Genomic DNA, 14,729 nt, shown 5'->3' with positions numbered 1-14,729 from the left:
ATCCTAAGTTTTGTATTATTAATATTATATGGTTATTCGTTTAAATTATGAGTAAGAAAATTTTAGTACTTTGTACAGGTAACAGTTGTAGAAGCCAAATAGCAGAAGCTTATTTGCGACATTTTGCTAATTCAGATGTCGAAATTTATAGCGCAGGAGTAGAAACTCACGGAGTAAACCCAAGAGCTATTGCCACTATGAAAGAAGACGGAATTGATATAACCAAACACACATCGAACCACATTGATGAGTATGCGAAAATTGAATTTGATTATGTTATTACCGTATGCGATAACGCTAAAGAACGATGCCCGTTTTTTCCATCAAAAGCAAAAATGCTACATCAAAATTTTACCGATCCAGCTAAAGCTACAGGTACAGAAGCCGAAATTAACCAACAATTTGCACAAGTTCGACAAGAAATAAAAAACTATTGCAAAAAGTTTGTTTCAGAAAATTTATAAGCTAAACTTTCTATAAGTAACATCTAGTTAAGTTATTGTATATTTACCAAAAATTTAGAACCAAACGATGCCACAAATTTTAGCTATAGATTACGGAAAAAAACGAACAGGTATTGCGGTTACCGACGATTTTCAACTTATAGCTTCGGGTTTAATAACAGTAGAAACGAGCACACTTGTTTCGTTTTTAAAAAATTATTTTTTAGCCCATAAAGTAGAAAAAGTTATTATTGGCGAGCCTAAACAAATGAATGGAACACCATCGGAAAGTACTGTATTAATAACTAGTTTTATAAAACTTTTTCAAAAAGAATTTCCACAATTACCTATAGAAAAAATAGACGAACGTTTTACATCAAAAATGGCATTTCAAACAATGATTGATAGTGGATTAAAGAAAAAACAACGACAAAATAAAAGTTTAATAGACGAAATTGCCGCTACAATTTTATTACAAGATTATTTACATTATAGAAAATTGTAAGTAGAAAGTCGAAAGTCAAAAGTCAAAAGTCGAAGTTTTTTACTAAAAAAATCTCTATTTTTGCACCTAGAAAAAATATACAATCATGATTTTACCAATATACGGATACGGAGAACCAGTTTTACGAAAAGTAGGAGAAAACATACATAAAGATTATACTAATTTACAAGAACTAATAGCCAATATGTTTGAAACAATGTACAATGCTTATGGCGTAGGTCTTGCAGCTCCACAAATAGGTTTGCCTATTCGTTTATTTGTTATTGATACCACACCTTTTGCAGAAGGTGGCGATGTTTCTAAAGAAGAAGCAACAGAATTAAATGGTTTTAAAAAAGTGTTTATAAATGCTAAAATACTAAAAGAAGAAGGCGATGTTTGGGGTTTTAACGAAGGTTGTTTAAGTATTCCAGATGTGCGAGAAGATGTTTTTAGACACGACAAAATTACTATTGAATATTACGACGAAAATTTTACAAAAATAACAGAAGAATACGACGGCTTACGAGCACGAGTTATTCAGCACGAATACGACCACATAGACGGTGTTTTGTTTACCGATCATTTATCGACACTTAAGAAAAAGCTAATTGGTAAAAAATTACAAAACATTATGGACGGCAAAGCCCGACCCGATTACAAAATGAAATTTGCCAATAAAAAAGGACGTTAATTGTAAAATTAAAAACCGCGTTGCCGTTTTGCTTCAAACAATAAAACGGCTGCTGCAACCGAAACATTCATAGAATCAATAACACCTTGCATAGGTATTATTATATTTTGAGTGCTTTTTGTACGCCAAATTTTGGTTAAACCTGTAGCTTCTGTGCCTACAACTAATGCTGTAGCTTGCGTGTAGTTTTCTTTATAATAAGCATTAGAATTTTGAAGTGTAGCACTATAAATAGCAATGTTTTTAGCCTCTAAAAAAGCAATAACCTCTTCCGATGTTCCAACAGCAATTTGACGGGTAAACAAACAGCCAACACTAGAACGAATGGTATTTGGATTGTATAAATCAGTTTTTGGATTGGCAATAATTACCGCATCAATATTTGCCGCATCGGCAGTTCGCAATAAAGCGCCTAAATTGCCAGGTTTTTCAACAGATTCAGCAACTAATACCAACGGATTTTTAGATAATTTTAAATCGGATAAACGCAATGGTTTTGTTTTGGCAACGGCTAAAATTCCTTCGGTAGTATCGCGATACGCTAATTTTTGATAAACGTCTTTTGATATTTCGATATACGCAACTTCATTACGAATAGGTAATTGTTTTAGTTTTTCTATCGAAAAAATTTCAGAATATACTAAAATTGTTTCTATATCATAATTTCCTTTTATAGCCAATTCTATTTCGCGTAAGCCTTCAATTAAAAAAGTTTGCGTTTGCTTGCGAGCTTTCGATTTTTCGTGCAATTGTACAAGCAATTTTATATAGGAATTTTGAATAGATTCTATTTTTTTCATTTTGAAAATTTACACAAAAATAAAAAAAACGCTTAATTGATTACATATAAATATCCTAAAAGAGCATCGGGATAAGCAGGATCGTTTAAGTAAAGAATATAAAAATAAGTTCCTGTTGAAGTTTTATTAGTAAACAATCCGTTTTCTGTAGTGCCATTCCAATCTGCTGTGTTATTATTTCCTGTCCATACGAGTTTTCCCCATCGATTATAAATTTCGAGTTTAAAATTTACGAAAACATCTCGTAAACCATCAATAAAAAAAGCATCGTTTACACCATCGTTATTTACTGAAACTACGTTGTGAATATTAGGTAAACAATTTGTTGTATTTAAATAAAACGATGTTATACTATAACAACTCGTATCGTTTTTTATTCGCACAAAAATTTGAAAAGGCGTTTGACTAGCAAAATAATTAGAACTATTACTAATTGGGTTTGTGTTATTGTTAGCGTCTTCATAGGTTTCAAAAAATGAAATAGTATAGGTATCGTTTTCGGCATAATTAGAAAAATCGAAATAACTACTCGTAAATCCTAAATTACAGTTGCTTATATTGTTAAAAGTAAGTGGAGTAGGGGGCAATAATTGTGTAATGCTTAAATCGTTCGATTTGTTGTTATCTTCATTTAACTCGAAAACTAGATTAGTATTATCTACAAAGGCAGTTAATATAAAACTTTCTGGAGTATTTACAGGTAAGTTTATTACTATAGTTCCACTTTCATTATCGCCTATGGCAATGTCGTTTTGTGTAGTTGTGCTTCCAACTAAATCGGACGCTATGTAAAAACCAATTTGCGTATTTGCAGGCAGCACATCGGTGCTGTTTACATTATAAACCGTATAATCAATTGTTACAGCATTGGTGTTGCAACTTGTAGTAAAATTTTCTAACGTAACTGTTGCATCTGGCAATTGGCTATTTATTTTGGTAACAACGGTATTCATTAAAATTACATCTTGTGTTGATGTTAATTCAATTGTTGCATTTGTGTTGCCAACTTGTATATAATCTTCAATCGCATAAATATCTAAATCCATATTATAATATTGGCTTGACCCCACACCTAAAATACTATTTGTACCATTAAAAACATTATTAACAGGGTTAAGATTGTTGCTTAATTCTTGTCCGTTTATATAAAAATGTTCTGTAGGTAAATCTACATCGCCTTCCCAAGCTAAAAAACCAGCAGTTGCATTGTTATTATCTAGAACATTTAAATTGGTTAAATTAATAGTTAACGTATTGGGCACGCTTTGTAAACCATCGTAAATATTTAGTTGGTTTAAGGGTAAGGTTGGTTTTTCATAAACAATAATAATTGCCCAGCCGGCAAAGTTTGTTTTTCGCATAAAATGATCACTTTCATAAGGCGAAATGTCTAAATCGGCAAGCGTATAAGTTCCGTTTCCTGTTGTTTGCACATAAGACGTAATATCTTTAAAAGCACTAAAATAACTAAGAGAATAAGGCGGAATAGTAAAGGTGCGTGTGTAAGAAAATGTACGTTCTGGAGTAATTGCATTTTCGTTTAAAGTAACATCAAAATCGCCATCGCCAGAACCAGCCCAATATAAATAAGCTCTAATTACAGTTTCATCGCTTTCTAAATTTAAAGTTGTAGAAGATGTTGTACCTGTTACATAAAAATTAGATACATTATTTTCGGCACTATTCATAGTATTGCCTATAAAGGTAAAATCGTATCTTCCGTTAAGTTGTTCGTATAGCGTAACGTTTTGACCAGTAGCTGTTTGTGAACAAAACAAAAGAAATAAAAAAACAAACTTATAGGTATTCATACATCTACAATTCTGCAACCAATTTACAAAATATAATAATAAAAACCATTGTTCGTTTTATTACTCATATAAAAATCATTAATTTTCGGCATTATTTTAAAAGATTTGCATTGTTTATAGTAAAATTATATAATGAAAAATATTACACTATTTGGAACGAATTTGTAGGAAAAGCTAAAAACGCTACTTTTTTATTTCATCGTAATTTTATGGACTATCACAACGATAGATTCCAAGATTATTCGCTTTTAATTTTTGATGAAAAAGAAAACCTAAAAGCCATATTACCAGCAAATAGAGTAGAAAACACTGTTTATTCGCATCAAGGATTAACGTATGGCGGATTAGTACTTGCGCCAAAAACTAAAACTAACGATACGTTTAAATTATTAGATACCGTTTTACATTTTTTTAAAAATAATGCTATCGAAAAACTTCAAATAAAGAAGTTTCCTGTTTTTTATTCGCCATTTGGCAATTGCGAATTCGATTATTATTGTTTTAAAAATAAAGCAAATTTGATAAAGCGCGAAATGAATTTGGTTTTTCCTTTAGGTTATAACGAATTGCTTTCGAAAAGCAAGTTAAAACACTTTGCCAAAACCAGTAAATTAGCTTTAGAAATAAAAGAAAGTACTCGTTTTAATGCGTTTTGGAATATGGTTTTACTACCACGATTAGCCGAAAAACACCAAACGAAACCAGTACATACTTTAGAAGAAATAACATTGCTAGCCCAAAAATTTCCTAATAACATAAAACAGTTCGATGTGTATTTTGAAAACACTATTGTTGCAGGAATAACACTTTTTATAGATAAATATGCGGTTAAATCGCAATACGGCGCTACAACAGCTTTAGGCGAAAAAATTCGTGCGTTAGATTTTTTATATTTTAGTTTATATGAAAAATTTGTCACTACCAATATACTTTACTTCGATATGGGCACAGTTACCGATTTTTCTTTTGAACAAGACTATAATGCTGGACTTTTACAACAAAAAGAAGAATTAGGCGGTGTGGTTTACAATCAAGATTGTTACGAATTTGATTTAAATTCCTTTTGCGTATGATAAAATTTCTCAATTTGAAAAAAATAAACAAACCATTTGAAGCTACATTCCAAGAAAAGTTGAAACATTTTTTTGAAGAAGGATGGTATATTTTAGGAAATGAAGTTACAAAGTTTGAAGAAAATTTTGCCCAATATTGCGGTTTAAAATATTGTGTAGGTGTTGGAAACGGATTAGATGCTATAACCTTAACTTTAAAGGCATATATAGCACTAGGAAAATTACAAAAAGGCGATGAGGTTATTGTTCCATCAAACACCTATATTGCTACAATTTTAGCCATACTACAAGCCGATTTAGTACCTGTTTTAGTAGAACCTAAGTTAGAAACATTCAATATAAACCCTCATTTAATTGAGGAAAAAATAACACCACGTACCAAAGTTATTTTACCGGTTCATTTGTATGGTCAACTATGTGAAATGGAAAATATTGAAGCCATTGCAAAAAAATATAATTTAATTATTATTGAAGATTCGGCGCAATACCACGGAGCATTTTCACAGTTTAGTCAATCATATCTAAGCCATACCAAAACGTTTAGTTTTTATCCGGGTAAAAATTTAGGTGCTTTAGGCGATGCTGGTGCAGTTGTAACCAATGATTTAAAATTATACGAAACCATAAAAATGTTACGCAATTACGGTTCACAAGTAAAGTACGAAAACGAAATTATAGGAGTAAATTCTCGGTTAGATGAGCTTCAAGCGAGTTTTCTCAATATAAAATTACCCTATTTAGATAAGGAAAACAATAATCGTAGAGAAATAGCAAAACGGTATTTATCTGAAATTAAGAACAAAAACCTGCAACTGCCATTTTGTAACGATATTCAAAAACATGTATTTCATTTGTTTGTTATTCGAACCGAAAATAGAATCAATTTGCAAAAATATTTATACGAAAATGGAATAGAAACCATGATTCATTACCCAATTGCGCCACACAAGCAAAAGGCAATGACTTTTTTAAACCATTTATCGTTCCCAATTTCTGAAAAAATACATAACGAAGTACTTAGTTTACCTTTAAATAGTAGTTTAACAGATGAAGAATTGAATTTTATTATCAAAATTTTAAATCGGTTTTAATGAATATTATTTCTAAAATACAAAACTTCTTTTTTATACGATTACGAATTATAAAGTATCAGTTTCTTTCTAAAAATAAAACAACGGGAAGTAAATTGATTCTAACTTATCCTGTTTTGTTTTCAGGGAAAGGAAAAATTGTAATTAAAGATAAAATTAAATTTGGTTATAGTCAATCGCCTCATTTTTTTAATACTTATGGTTATATTGAAGCACGCACTCAAAATTCGGAAATTGTTATAGGAAAAAATGTAGTTATAAATAATAACTTTTCGATTGTTGCATTAAACCGAATTGAAATTCAGGATAATTGTATTATAGGAGTTAATTTTTCTGTAATGGATAGTAATTTTCATCATTTAGAGCCTACTAAACGAAATCATCCAAATCCAGTTTCACAGCCGGTTTTAATTGGTAAAAATGTTTTTATAGGTAATAATGTAACCGTTTTAAAAGGTGTAATTATTGGAGAAAATTCAGTAATTGGTAGTAATAGTTTAGTAACGCATACTGTTCCAAATAATGTTGTAGTTTCAGGAAATCCAGCCCAAATTATAAAAAAAATATAAGAAGTTTAGTAAAACTTAAGACAATAATGAAAAAGGAAAAAATATTAGTTACCATATTTATTCCAGTTTATAATGGAGAAAAATATCTGCATAAAACATTAACTTCTATAAAAAATCAAACCTACCAGCATATAGAAGTTTTAGTAGTAGATGATTCTTCCGAAGATTCAAGTCTTTTAATATTAAATAATTTTGCTTCCAAAGATGAAAGATTTAAAATTTTTGTTAAAGAAAACGGAGGTATGGTTTCAAAATCTATTAATTTTATACTGCCAAATATAAAGGGCGATTTCTTCTTTTATTCTTCTCAAGATGATATTTTTTCAGAAAATTTAATAGAAAAAATGGTAAATAGGCACATTGAAACAAAGGCAAATTGTGTTTTACCAGATATGGAATATTTTTTTGAAGAAAGAATAAATAATAAAAGAATTATAGGATTAAACGGCGATAGAAGTGTAATTTTATCAGGTAAAGAAGCACTTATACAATCTTTGAACTGGAATATACACGGCGCGGCTTTGTTTCACTCAAATTTGGTTAAAAGCGAGAAGTTTCCAGAAGACGCTTTCGATTCTGATGAATATATTACAAGAAAAATCTTTTCAAAAAGTAATAAAATTGTATTTTCTGAAGGAGTTTTTTTTTATAGACAAGATAATTTAAATGCAATAACGAAAACATTTTGTGTAAAAAATTTTTATAGATTAAATACTTCAATAAAACTTTATGAACTATTGTTTAGTGTTAACGTAGGCGAAAAATACTTGTTAAATCAAAAAATAAACATAATAATTGAATTTCTTCAATATAAACAGAAAGCTAAGCGTTATAACTTTTCTAGTTTAGATGAAAAAATGAAAGTATTCTTTTTTTTAGCAACATTTAAAAAGGAGGTTTTAGAAAATAAATTTCATATTAAAAATATAAACGTTTCATTATTAGTATTAAAAATTAAAAAAAGAATTTTGTTTTACCGCAAGCAATAGAGATTATATGAGTCAATTTAGCTTTCATAATATACTATTTAAAAGTACTGGGCTTTTTGGAGTTTCAAAATTGCTAACTATGGCTATTAGTGTTATAACCAATAAAGTGGCGGCTTATTTTATAGGTGTAGAAGGAATTGGTAAAGTGGGCTTGCTTGAAAATACTGTAAATTTAATTCAAAGTATTACAACATTAGGTGTAACACAAAGTGGTGTAAGAGAAATTGCAGTATTAAACGATGCTAAAAAAGAACAACGATTACTACAAATTTTATACAAGTGGGCTTGGATATCGGGCTTAGCAGGTGTTGTAATTTGTTTGCTTTTTGCCAATACAATGAGTCAGTTGGTTTTTAAAAACGAGAATCATAAGTTGGTATTTTTAGCGTTTAGCGTTTATTTTCTTTTTGCTTCGGTTTCTTCTATTCGTTTAGCGGTATTAACAGGTATGCGAAAGGTAAATAGCTTGGTATTGTACCAACTTTTATTTGCTATTTTTTCGGCCATAAGCACTATTGCATTGTACTATTTTTTTAAAGAACAAGGAATAGTTCCTTCATTTATTATTACATCGTTTATTGGTTTTTTGTTGAGTTTGTATTTTACAAGAAATATTTCAATTACTAATACAAAGTTGCCTAATAAAGAATTTGTGAATGCTTTACAACCAATTATTAAATTAGGTCTTTTGCTTTCGGTAAATGCTATTTTTGGGCAATTGTGTTTTTATATTATTAGATGGTTTCTACAAAATAATTCTGAAGAAGCATTGGGTTTTTATCAGGTTAGCAATACTTTTTTAGTAAGCTATTTAGGAGTAGTTTTTATAACTATGTCTAAAGATTTTTATCCGCGATTAACCAATTACGAAAAAAACACGAAAGAATTTAATAATTTAGTAAACGACCAAACCGAAATTGCACTTTTTATAATAGTACCGGCCATTTTAGCACTATATTTAGTACTACCAACATTAATTCCTATTTTATATTCAAATACGTTTTTACCTGTTTTAAACATTTTGCATATTGGTCTTTTTTCGGTAATTTTAAAAGGAGTAGCTTGGTCAATAGGTTATATTGCTTTAGCAAAGGGTAACAAGTCTTTGTTTTTTAAACAAAATATAATTGGCGATGCTTTAAATATTATTTTCTCTATAATTTTATATCATTATTTAAACTTACAAGGACTAGGAATTGCAATAGCGTTAATGTTTTTAATATCGTGTGCTTATACCTATTGGACAGTAGCCAGAACCTACCAATTTAGATTTAGAACCGATACAAAAAAAGTTATTGCAATATCGTTTCTTTTTGGAAGTGTAGCTATTGCAGCCGTTTTTTACACAGGATTTTCAATAAGTAATCCTATTTTAATTATAACATTTATAGTAGCAGTCTTTTATTCTGTTTATCAATTGAAACAAAAATTATAGTAGTTTTGCTTTGGTTTTAATTTTTAACCAAAGTAGTTTTACACTAATATCTACATTTAAATTTTTTAGCGTAACATTAAGCAATTCGTTTATTCTATTTAGGGAAAGTTTATACTCTTCTTTTGTAGTATTTATAACAAAAATATTTTTAAGAATTAAATAGCTAGAATAGTTTAGTCGCCACGTTTTTTTGTTTAATTTTTTATAAAAGTAACTCGACAAATTAGAAGAAAACTCTCGTTTATTAACCAATGTTTCTGGAATATACTTAAACTGAAAAACTCGAGATGCTCTAACCCATAAATCTAAATCTTCATAAGCCAAGTTCTCGTTATAATAACCTACGGTTTCAAAAACTTCTTTTTTTACCATAGAACCTACAGAACAAATTTTAGCACTTCGGCTTATAATCATATTATAAATCATACCACTTTCGGGCTTGTCTTTTTCAGTATAATAAGTATTCATAAAAGCACCATTTTCATTTACGATATTAATGTTGCTATAAACAATTCCTAGTTTTTCATATTTAGAATTTAAAAAAGTAGCCATTTGAGTTGCCACACATTCGGGCTTAAGTACATCATCGGCAGCTAGATCAATTATATAATCGCCATTTGCATATTTTACCGCATTATTAAAGGTTTTAGTGTTGCCTAAATTTTTTGTATTGGGTAAAAAAAGAATAGTTGGGTGTTGCAACAACCATTTTTCAATAACTGTTTTAGAATTATCAGTACTACAATCATCGGTTATTATTAACTCAATATTTGTGTAACTTTGTTGTAAAACCGAATTTAAGGCTTCTTCAACAAATTTTTCATGATTGTAAGAAATGCAAATAACAGAAACTAACGGTTCGTTTTTCATAGCGTATGAGCAGAGTTGTTATATTTGTGCTAAATTAGTTAATAGTTAATGAGCATACAACACACAAACTATAAAATTGCATTAATAGGTTATCAATTAGCAAATGGTGGTCTTGGTCGTGCTATGGCAAATACTTCTATGGTGTTAAGTACTTCAAACGCTATTGATGTTTATGTAGTAGTGCTCGAAGATAGCGTAGCCTATCAGTTTGCAGGAAATTTAGTGAATTTTGGTGCACAAAACACTTCGTTTTTTAAACGGAAAATTAAAAAATATACACAATTAAGAACGTTTTTGAAGAATAATAAATTCGATTTTGTTATTGATTTTCGCTACCGCTTAAACCCGATAAGTGAATTTGTTTTTACGCAATGGATTTATAAAAACCAACAAGTAATTTACAGAGTAGCGAGTTCTAATTTGCAAACCTATTTTCTTAAAAGTACTTGGCAAACTCGTTTTTTATATAAAAAGGCCTACGCTTTTGTGGGTGTTTCCCAGTTTGTTACCAAAAACGTAAAAGAAAAATACGGTTTTAAAAATGTAATAACAATAAATAATGCTCTAAATTTTGATGAAATTGATACCTTGAAAAATGAAGAAATTCCATTTCATTTTAATTATATATTAGCTGTTGGTAATTTTAGAAAAATTAAACAATTTGATAAATTAATTTTAGCCTATCTCAATTCGAATTTACCCAAACAAAATGTAAAACTGCTATTACTAGGAAAAGGCGAAGAAGAACAAAATTTAAAAAAATTAGTACAAATTAATAATGCAGAAGAAAATATAAAATTTGTTCCTTATTCAAACAATCCATATCCGTATATGAAAAAGGCTCATTTTTTAGTGTTGTGCAGTGCTTATGAAGGTTTTCCAAATGTATTAATAGAAAGTTTAGCTTGCGAAACGCCAGTTGTTAGTTTTCACTTAGAATCGGGTGTTAATGAAATAATTCATAACCAAAAAAATGGAATTTTAGTTGAAAATCAAAATTTTAATGCGTTAACAACAACATTAAATAAATTAAATTATAGTAGCAAGCTAAACGAAAATACACGAAAAAGTGTAGAAAAGTTTACTTTTACCACTATATTAAAAAAATGGCTGTTAGTATTTAACAAAGCAAACAATGAAACATAAAATTATACCAATACCCAAAATTGAAGATCGTAGAGGAAACTTATCGGTAATTGAAAAAGATGTAGTGCCGTTTGCTATTAAACGGGTCTATTATTTATACGACGTGCCAGCTGGTGCAGAACGCGGCGGTCATGCTCATATTGCACAACACGAATTTTTAATAGCTCTTTCGGGCAGTTTTGAAGTTGTACTAAACAACGGAACCGAAACAACAATAGTTACATTAAATAAACCTTATGAGGGTTTGCTTATACCAAATGGTTACTGGCGAGAACTTAAAAACTTTTCTTCTGGAGCAGTTTGTTTAGTTGTGGCTTCAGAAGTATTTGAAGAAGAAGATTACATTCGAAATTATAACGATTTTTTAGAATGGAAATTTAATGATAAACCGTAAAATCAATTCCTTTACTGCGTAACCAATGTTTTGCTTGTAGTAATTTTTGCAATATAAAAGGTGGCATTTTTAACAATACTTTAGTTTTAAACGGAATTGTAGTAGTTACGTCTTTTAAATAACTATTCGATTTTTTTACTTCTCCATAAATTCTAAAATGCAAACCATATTCTATACGATACAAATCGAGAAATTTTTTTAAACTTTCATTTTTTTGTTCTGCTATTTTAAATTGAGAGAAATCGGGTAATGTTTTGTGGGTTATTTTTGTTTTCGATAACGAATTAGGAATTTGATACTCATAAATAGCAGAAACTACATTGTTAATAGCAACTTTATTATCAATTGCTAGTCTAATCCATAAATCTAAATCTTGCCCACTCGATATAGCAGTATCAAAACCATTATGTTGAATTAGTATTTTTTTAGAAAGTAATACAGAAGAAGTAGTTGCTACTCTATTTACGTAACTCGATTTAAAAAAATCAGTAATAATCCCTCTATAATCATCTGTAATATCGAGTAAATTAGTTTTAACATATAAATTTTTTGCCATTTTTGTTGTATATCGACTACAATAAATAGCACAATCTGGAAAATCTAAATATAACTTATATAATTCACTTAAATGATTGGTTTTCCAAAAATCATCAGCATCTAAAAAAGCAATTAAACTGCTAGTTGCTTTTTCAATTCCTAAATTTCTAGCTGCCGCTGCACCTTTATTTTCTTGATGAATTAAATGAATGCGATAATCTGTAAACGTTTTAACAACGGAACAAGAATTATCTGTAGAACCATCATTAACAATAAGTAATTCAAAATCGGTAAAATTTTGTGTTAAAACAGATTCTATTGTTCGTTTAATCGAAAAACCTTTATTAAAAAGGGGTATTACAACGGAAATTTTTGGCATCAATTAAGTAAACACAATTTTATTAAACGTAAAAATACTATTTTTGACACCTAATGCAACAAAAAAGTGTAAATATTGTGTCGTTCGATAATCCGTACCCGCCAAATTATGGCGGTGTAATCGATGTGTATTTTAAAATTAAAGCATTACACGAACTTGGTTTCCAAGTACATTTACACTGTTTTGCAAAAGAAATACCAACTGCATTTGATGATTTAAAAAAAATAACACATTCGGTTTATTTTTATACTATAAATCAAAAATGGTACTACATACTAAGTAAACTTCCATTATCTGTAATTTCGCGAAATAACAAAGCATTAGTCAATAATTTACTTCAAAATAGTTATCCTATTTTATTTGAAGGTTTAAAAACAACTTGCAGTATTCAAGATATTCGTATTAAAGATAGAATAAAAATTTTACGGTTACATAATCTTGAACATAATTATTTTAAAGGAATTGCACACAATGAAAGCAATATTATAAAGAAATATTTTTATTATAGAGAATTTTTAAAATACCGCAATTATTTGGTTTGGAATAATTTTACAGCCATAAAAACGCTAGCTAATTTTGAAAACGAATATTTAGTTAAAAAAGGCTTTCATGCTCAATATGTACCTGTTTTTCATGGTAATACTAAAGTGCAGTCGCTTTCTGCTTTTGGAAAAATAGTGTTATACCATGGCGATTTGTCCACGTCAGATAATGTAAAATCGGCATTTTTTTTAATTGAAATTTTTAAAAAATTACCAAGTTATAAGTTAGTAATTGCATCTGGAAGTGGAAAACAAAAAATTGAAAATAAAATAGGTTCATCATCAAATATTTCGTTTGAAGAAATACAATCGTTTAACGATTTACTGCTTTTGTTTAAAAAAGCACATATTTGTATTAGTTGGTCTTTTCAAAAATCGGGAACAAAATTAAAACTATTAAACGCATTGTTTAATTCTAGATTTTCAATAATTAACCAAAATATTATAGACGACACTAGTATAAATAAGTTGTGCGAGCTAGCTTTAACCGAAGAAGATTTAACTGCAAGCATACATAAATTAATGAAAATGCCATACGAGCAACATCATATTTTAGAAAAACAAAAAATGCTTTTAAATGAATATAACGATTTAAAAAATGCACAAAAACTAATGGAATTATGAATAGAAAGCAACTAGCCGATATAATTTTAAATAGATTACTTGAAGAAAAAGAAACTTTAAGTAACTTTTTTGAGCATTCTAAAACTCAAATTGGTTATTTTTTTATTGACGATGTTTTACCTGAAGATTTGGTTTACCAACTAAATGAGGTTTTTCCACTTTCGGAAGAAATGGTATTAAAAAAGAGTTTAAGAGAAGACAAATTTATTGGCGTTCAAATGAATAATTACAATCCTTTACTTGAAGAGGTTTTGTATGCTTTTCAAGACGAACGTATTGTAAAAGTTATTGGAGAAATTATAAAAGTAAGCGGGCTTTTTCCAGATGAAAATTTATATGCTGGAGGAATTTCTTTAATGCAACAAAATCAATTTTTAAATCCTCACTTAGACAATTCTCACGATAAAGACAGAGAACGGTGGCGTGTGCTAAATTTGTTGTATTACATTTCGCCAAATTGGAAACTAGAAAATGGTGGAAATTTAGAATTATGGCCAAATGGGTTGGCTAATTCGCCTATTACAATAGAAAGTAAATTTAATAGATTGGCCGTTATGGCAACGCATAATGCTTCATTGCATTCGGTTTCGCCAGTTAAAGAAAATGTGTTGCGTAAATGTATTTCGAATTATTATTTTTCAAACGAGCCGTTGCGAAAAGAAGATACGTTTCATGTAACTTCATTTAGAGGCAGACCAGAAAATAAATTTACCGATGTGCTACTACAAGTCGATACTTTTTTAAGAATGGGAATTAGAAAAATTTTTAAAAAAGGAATAAAAGAAAATCCACACGTTTATAAGAAAAGTAAAAAGTAAAAAGTAAAAAGTAAAAAGTATTTTTATTAA

At 29.1% G+C, this 14,729-nt stretch carries 16 protein-coding genes; 12 read left to right on the top strand and 4 right to left on the bottom strand.

Annotated features, from left to right (window positions below; all coding sequences use genetic code 11):
* Positions 1-47: 47 nt before the first annotated feature.
* The 3 genes from R2808_RS04110 to def all read left to right on the top strand — a co-directional run bounded on the left by R2808_RS04110 (position 48) and on the right by def (position 1,621).
* Positions 48-464 carry an arsenate reductase ArsC gene (locus R2808_RS04110; RefSeq protein ID WP_371269687.1) on the top strand — a complete coding sequence of 139 codons (417 nt, stop codon included), beginning with the start codon at positions 48-50 and terminating at the stop codon, positions 462-464.
* A gap of 67 nt (positions 465-531) precedes the next feature.
* Positions 532-948, top strand: a complete 417-nt coding sequence (ruvX, locus tag R2808_RS04105) for a Holliday junction resolvase RuvX (protein ID WP_371269686.1) — start codon at positions 532-534, stop codon at positions 946-948.
* Between the two features lie 85 nt (positions 949-1,033).
* Positions 1,034-1,621: a peptide deformylase gene (def, locus tag R2808_RS04100; RefSeq protein WP_371269685.1), complete on the top strand. Its 588-nt coding sequence runs from the start codon at positions 1,034-1,036 to the stop codon at positions 1,619-1,621.
* Between the two features lie 8 nt (positions 1,622-1,629).
* On the opposite strand, the gene R2808_RS04095 is transcribed toward def, so the two are convergent.
* A complete protein-coding gene (locus R2808_RS04095) occupies positions 1,630-2,421 on the bottom strand; it encodes a TrmH family RNA methyltransferase (RefSeq protein WP_371269684.1) in 792 nt (263 codons plus the stop codon).
* A gap of 32 nt (positions 2,422-2,453) precedes the next feature.
* Entirely contained in the window at positions 2,454-4,232 is a 1,779-nt protein-coding gene (locus tag R2808_RS04090) for a gliding motility-associated C-terminal domain-containing protein (RefSeq protein WP_371269683.1), read from the bottom strand.
* Positions 4,233-4,342: 110 nt separating this feature from the next.
* Between R2808_RS04090 and R2808_RS04085 the strand changes: the two genes are divergently transcribed.
* Genes R2808_RS04085 through R2808_RS04065 form a run of 5 tightly spaced genes read left to right on the top strand, consistent with a single transcriptional unit; the run spans position 4,343 to position 9,389 of the window.
* Positions 4,343-5,305: a FemAB family protein gene (locus R2808_RS04085; protein WP_371269682.1), complete on the top strand. Its 963-nt coding sequence runs from the start codon at positions 4,343-4,345 to the stop codon at positions 5,303-5,305.
* Entirely contained in the window at positions 5,302-6,396 is a 1,095-nt protein-coding gene (locus R2808_RS04080) for a DegT/DnrJ/EryC1/StrS family aminotransferase (RefSeq protein WP_371269681.1), read from the top strand. The genes R2808_RS04085 and R2808_RS04080 overlap by 4 nt, the downstream gene beginning before the upstream one ends.
* Positions 6,396-6,965: an acyltransferase gene (locus tag R2808_RS04075; RefSeq protein WP_371269680.1), complete on the top strand. Its 570-nt coding sequence runs from the start codon at positions 6,396-6,398 to the stop codon at positions 6,963-6,965. Before R2808_RS04080 ends, R2808_RS04075 begins: the two co-directional genes overlap by 1 nt.
* Positions 6,966-6,991: 26 nt before the next feature.
* A complete protein-coding gene (locus tag R2808_RS04070; protein ID WP_371269679.1) occupies positions 6,992-7,954 on the top strand; it encodes a glycosyltransferase family 2 protein in 963 nt (320 codons plus the stop codon).
* Between the two features lie 7 nt (positions 7,955-7,961).
* On the top strand, positions 7,962-9,389 hold the full coding sequence (locus tag R2808_RS04065) for an oligosaccharide flippase family protein (protein ID WP_371269678.1): 1,428 nt from the start codon (positions 7,962-7,964) through the stop codon (positions 9,387-9,389).
* Here the strand turns inward: R2808_RS04065 and R2808_RS04060 are convergent.
* Positions 9,384-10,259, bottom strand: coding sequence for a glycosyltransferase family 2 protein (locus R2808_RS04060; protein WP_371269677.1), 876 nt, complete (start codon positions 10,257-10,259; stop codon positions 9,384-9,386). The two genes, R2808_RS04065 and R2808_RS04060, sit on opposite strands and share 6 nt — an antisense overlap.
* Positions 10,260-10,307: 48 nt before the next feature.
* Between R2808_RS04060 and R2808_RS04055 the strand changes: the two genes are divergently transcribed.
* Complete coding sequence (locus R2808_RS04055) at positions 10,308-11,405, top strand: glycosyltransferase (RefSeq protein ID WP_371269676.1); 1,098 nt, start codon at positions 10,308-10,310, stop codon at positions 11,403-11,405.
* Complete coding sequence (locus tag R2808_RS04050; RefSeq protein WP_371269675.1) at positions 11,395-11,799, top strand: FdtA/QdtA family cupin domain-containing protein; 405 nt, start codon at positions 11,395-11,397, stop codon at positions 11,797-11,799. The genes R2808_RS04055 and R2808_RS04050 overlap by 11 nt, the downstream gene beginning before the upstream one ends.
* Here the strand turns inward: R2808_RS04050 and R2808_RS04045 are convergent.
* A complete protein-coding gene (locus R2808_RS04045) occupies positions 11,783-12,715 on the bottom strand; it encodes a glycosyltransferase family 2 protein (protein WP_371269674.1) in 933 nt (310 codons plus the stop codon). The two genes, R2808_RS04050 and R2808_RS04045, sit on opposite strands and share 17 nt — an antisense overlap.
* A 53-nt stretch (positions 12,716-12,768) precedes the next feature.
* On the opposite strand from R2808_RS04045, the gene R2808_RS04040 reads away from it, so the two are divergent.
* Together R2808_RS04040 and R2808_RS04035 are read left to right on the top strand one after the other, a co-directional pair.
* Entirely contained in the window at positions 12,769-13,881 is a 1,113-nt protein-coding gene (locus R2808_RS04040) for a hypothetical protein (protein ID WP_371269673.1), read from the top strand.
* Positions 13,878-14,699, top strand: coding sequence for a 2OG-Fe(II) oxygenase (locus tag R2808_RS04035; RefSeq protein ID WP_371269672.1), 822 nt, complete (start codon positions 13,878-13,880; stop codon positions 14,697-14,699). The genes R2808_RS04040 and R2808_RS04035 overlap by 4 nt, the downstream gene beginning before the upstream one ends.
* Positions 14,700-14,729: the final 30 nt, after the last annotated feature.

The sequence above is a fragment of the Flavobacterium sp. genome, from assembly GCF_041392005.1.
Taxonomy (GTDB): domain Bacteria; phylum Bacteroidota; class Bacteroidia; order Flavobacteriales; family Flavobacteriaceae; genus Flavobacterium.
Note: the sequence above shows the minus strand (reverse complement) of the source record. Positions and strands in the feature narration are given on the sequence as shown.

Bases quoted from the DNA above. Each gene is read 5' to 3' on its own strand.
- R2808_RS04080 (WP_371269681.1), top strand. From the start codon at position 5,302: ATGATAAAATTTCTCAATTTGAAAAAAATAAACAAACCATTTGAAGCT.
- R2808_RS04060 (WP_371269677.1), bottom strand. From the start codon at position 10,259: ATGAAAAACGAACCGTTAGTTTCTGTTATTTGCATTTCTTACAATCAT.
- R2808_RS04110 (WP_371269687.1), top strand. From the start codon at position 48: ATGAGTAAGAAAATTTTAGTACTTTGTACAGGTAACAGTTGTAGAAGC.
- R2808_RS04045 (WP_371269674.1), bottom strand. From the start codon at position 12,715: ATGCCAAAAATTTCCGTTGTAATACCCCTTTTTAATAAAGGTTTTTCG.
- def (WP_371269685.1), top strand. From the start codon at position 1,034: ATGATTTTACCAATATACGGATACGGAGAACCAGTTTTACGAAAAGTA.
- R2808_RS04040 (WP_371269673.1), top strand. From the start codon at position 12,769: ATGCAACAAAAAAGTGTAAATATTGTGTCGTTCGATAATCCGTACCCG.
- R2808_RS04090 (WP_371269683.1), bottom strand. From the start codon at position 4,232: ATGAATACCTATAAGTTTGTTTTTTTATTTCTTTTGTTTTGTTCACAA.
- R2808_RS04070 (WP_371269679.1), top strand. From the start codon at position 6,992: ATGAAAAAGGAAAAAATATTAGTTACCATATTTATTCCAGTTTATAAT.
- R2808_RS04095 (WP_371269684.1), bottom strand. From the start codon at position 2,421: ATGAAAAAAATAGAATCTATTCAAAATTCCTATATAAAATTGCTTGTA.
- ruvX (WP_371269686.1), top strand. From the start codon at position 532: ATGCCACAAATTTTAGCTATAGATTACGGAAAAAAACGAACAGGTATT.
- R2808_RS04055 (WP_371269676.1), top strand. From the start codon at position 10,308: ATGAGCATACAACACACAAACTATAAAATTGCATTAATAGGTTATCAA.
- R2808_RS04050 (WP_371269675.1), top strand. From the start codon at position 11,395: ATGAAACATAAAATTATACCAATACCCAAAATTGAAGATCGTAGAGGA.
- R2808_RS04035 (WP_371269672.1), top strand. From the start codon at position 13,878: ATGAATAGAAAGCAACTAGCCGATATAATTTTAAATAGATTACTTGAA.
- R2808_RS04065 (WP_371269678.1), top strand. From the start codon at position 7,962: ATGAGTCAATTTAGCTTTCATAATATACTATTTAAAAGTACTGGGCTT.
- R2808_RS04075 (WP_371269680.1), top strand. From the start codon at position 6,396: ATGAATATTATTTCTAAAATACAAAACTTCTTTTTTATACGATTACGA.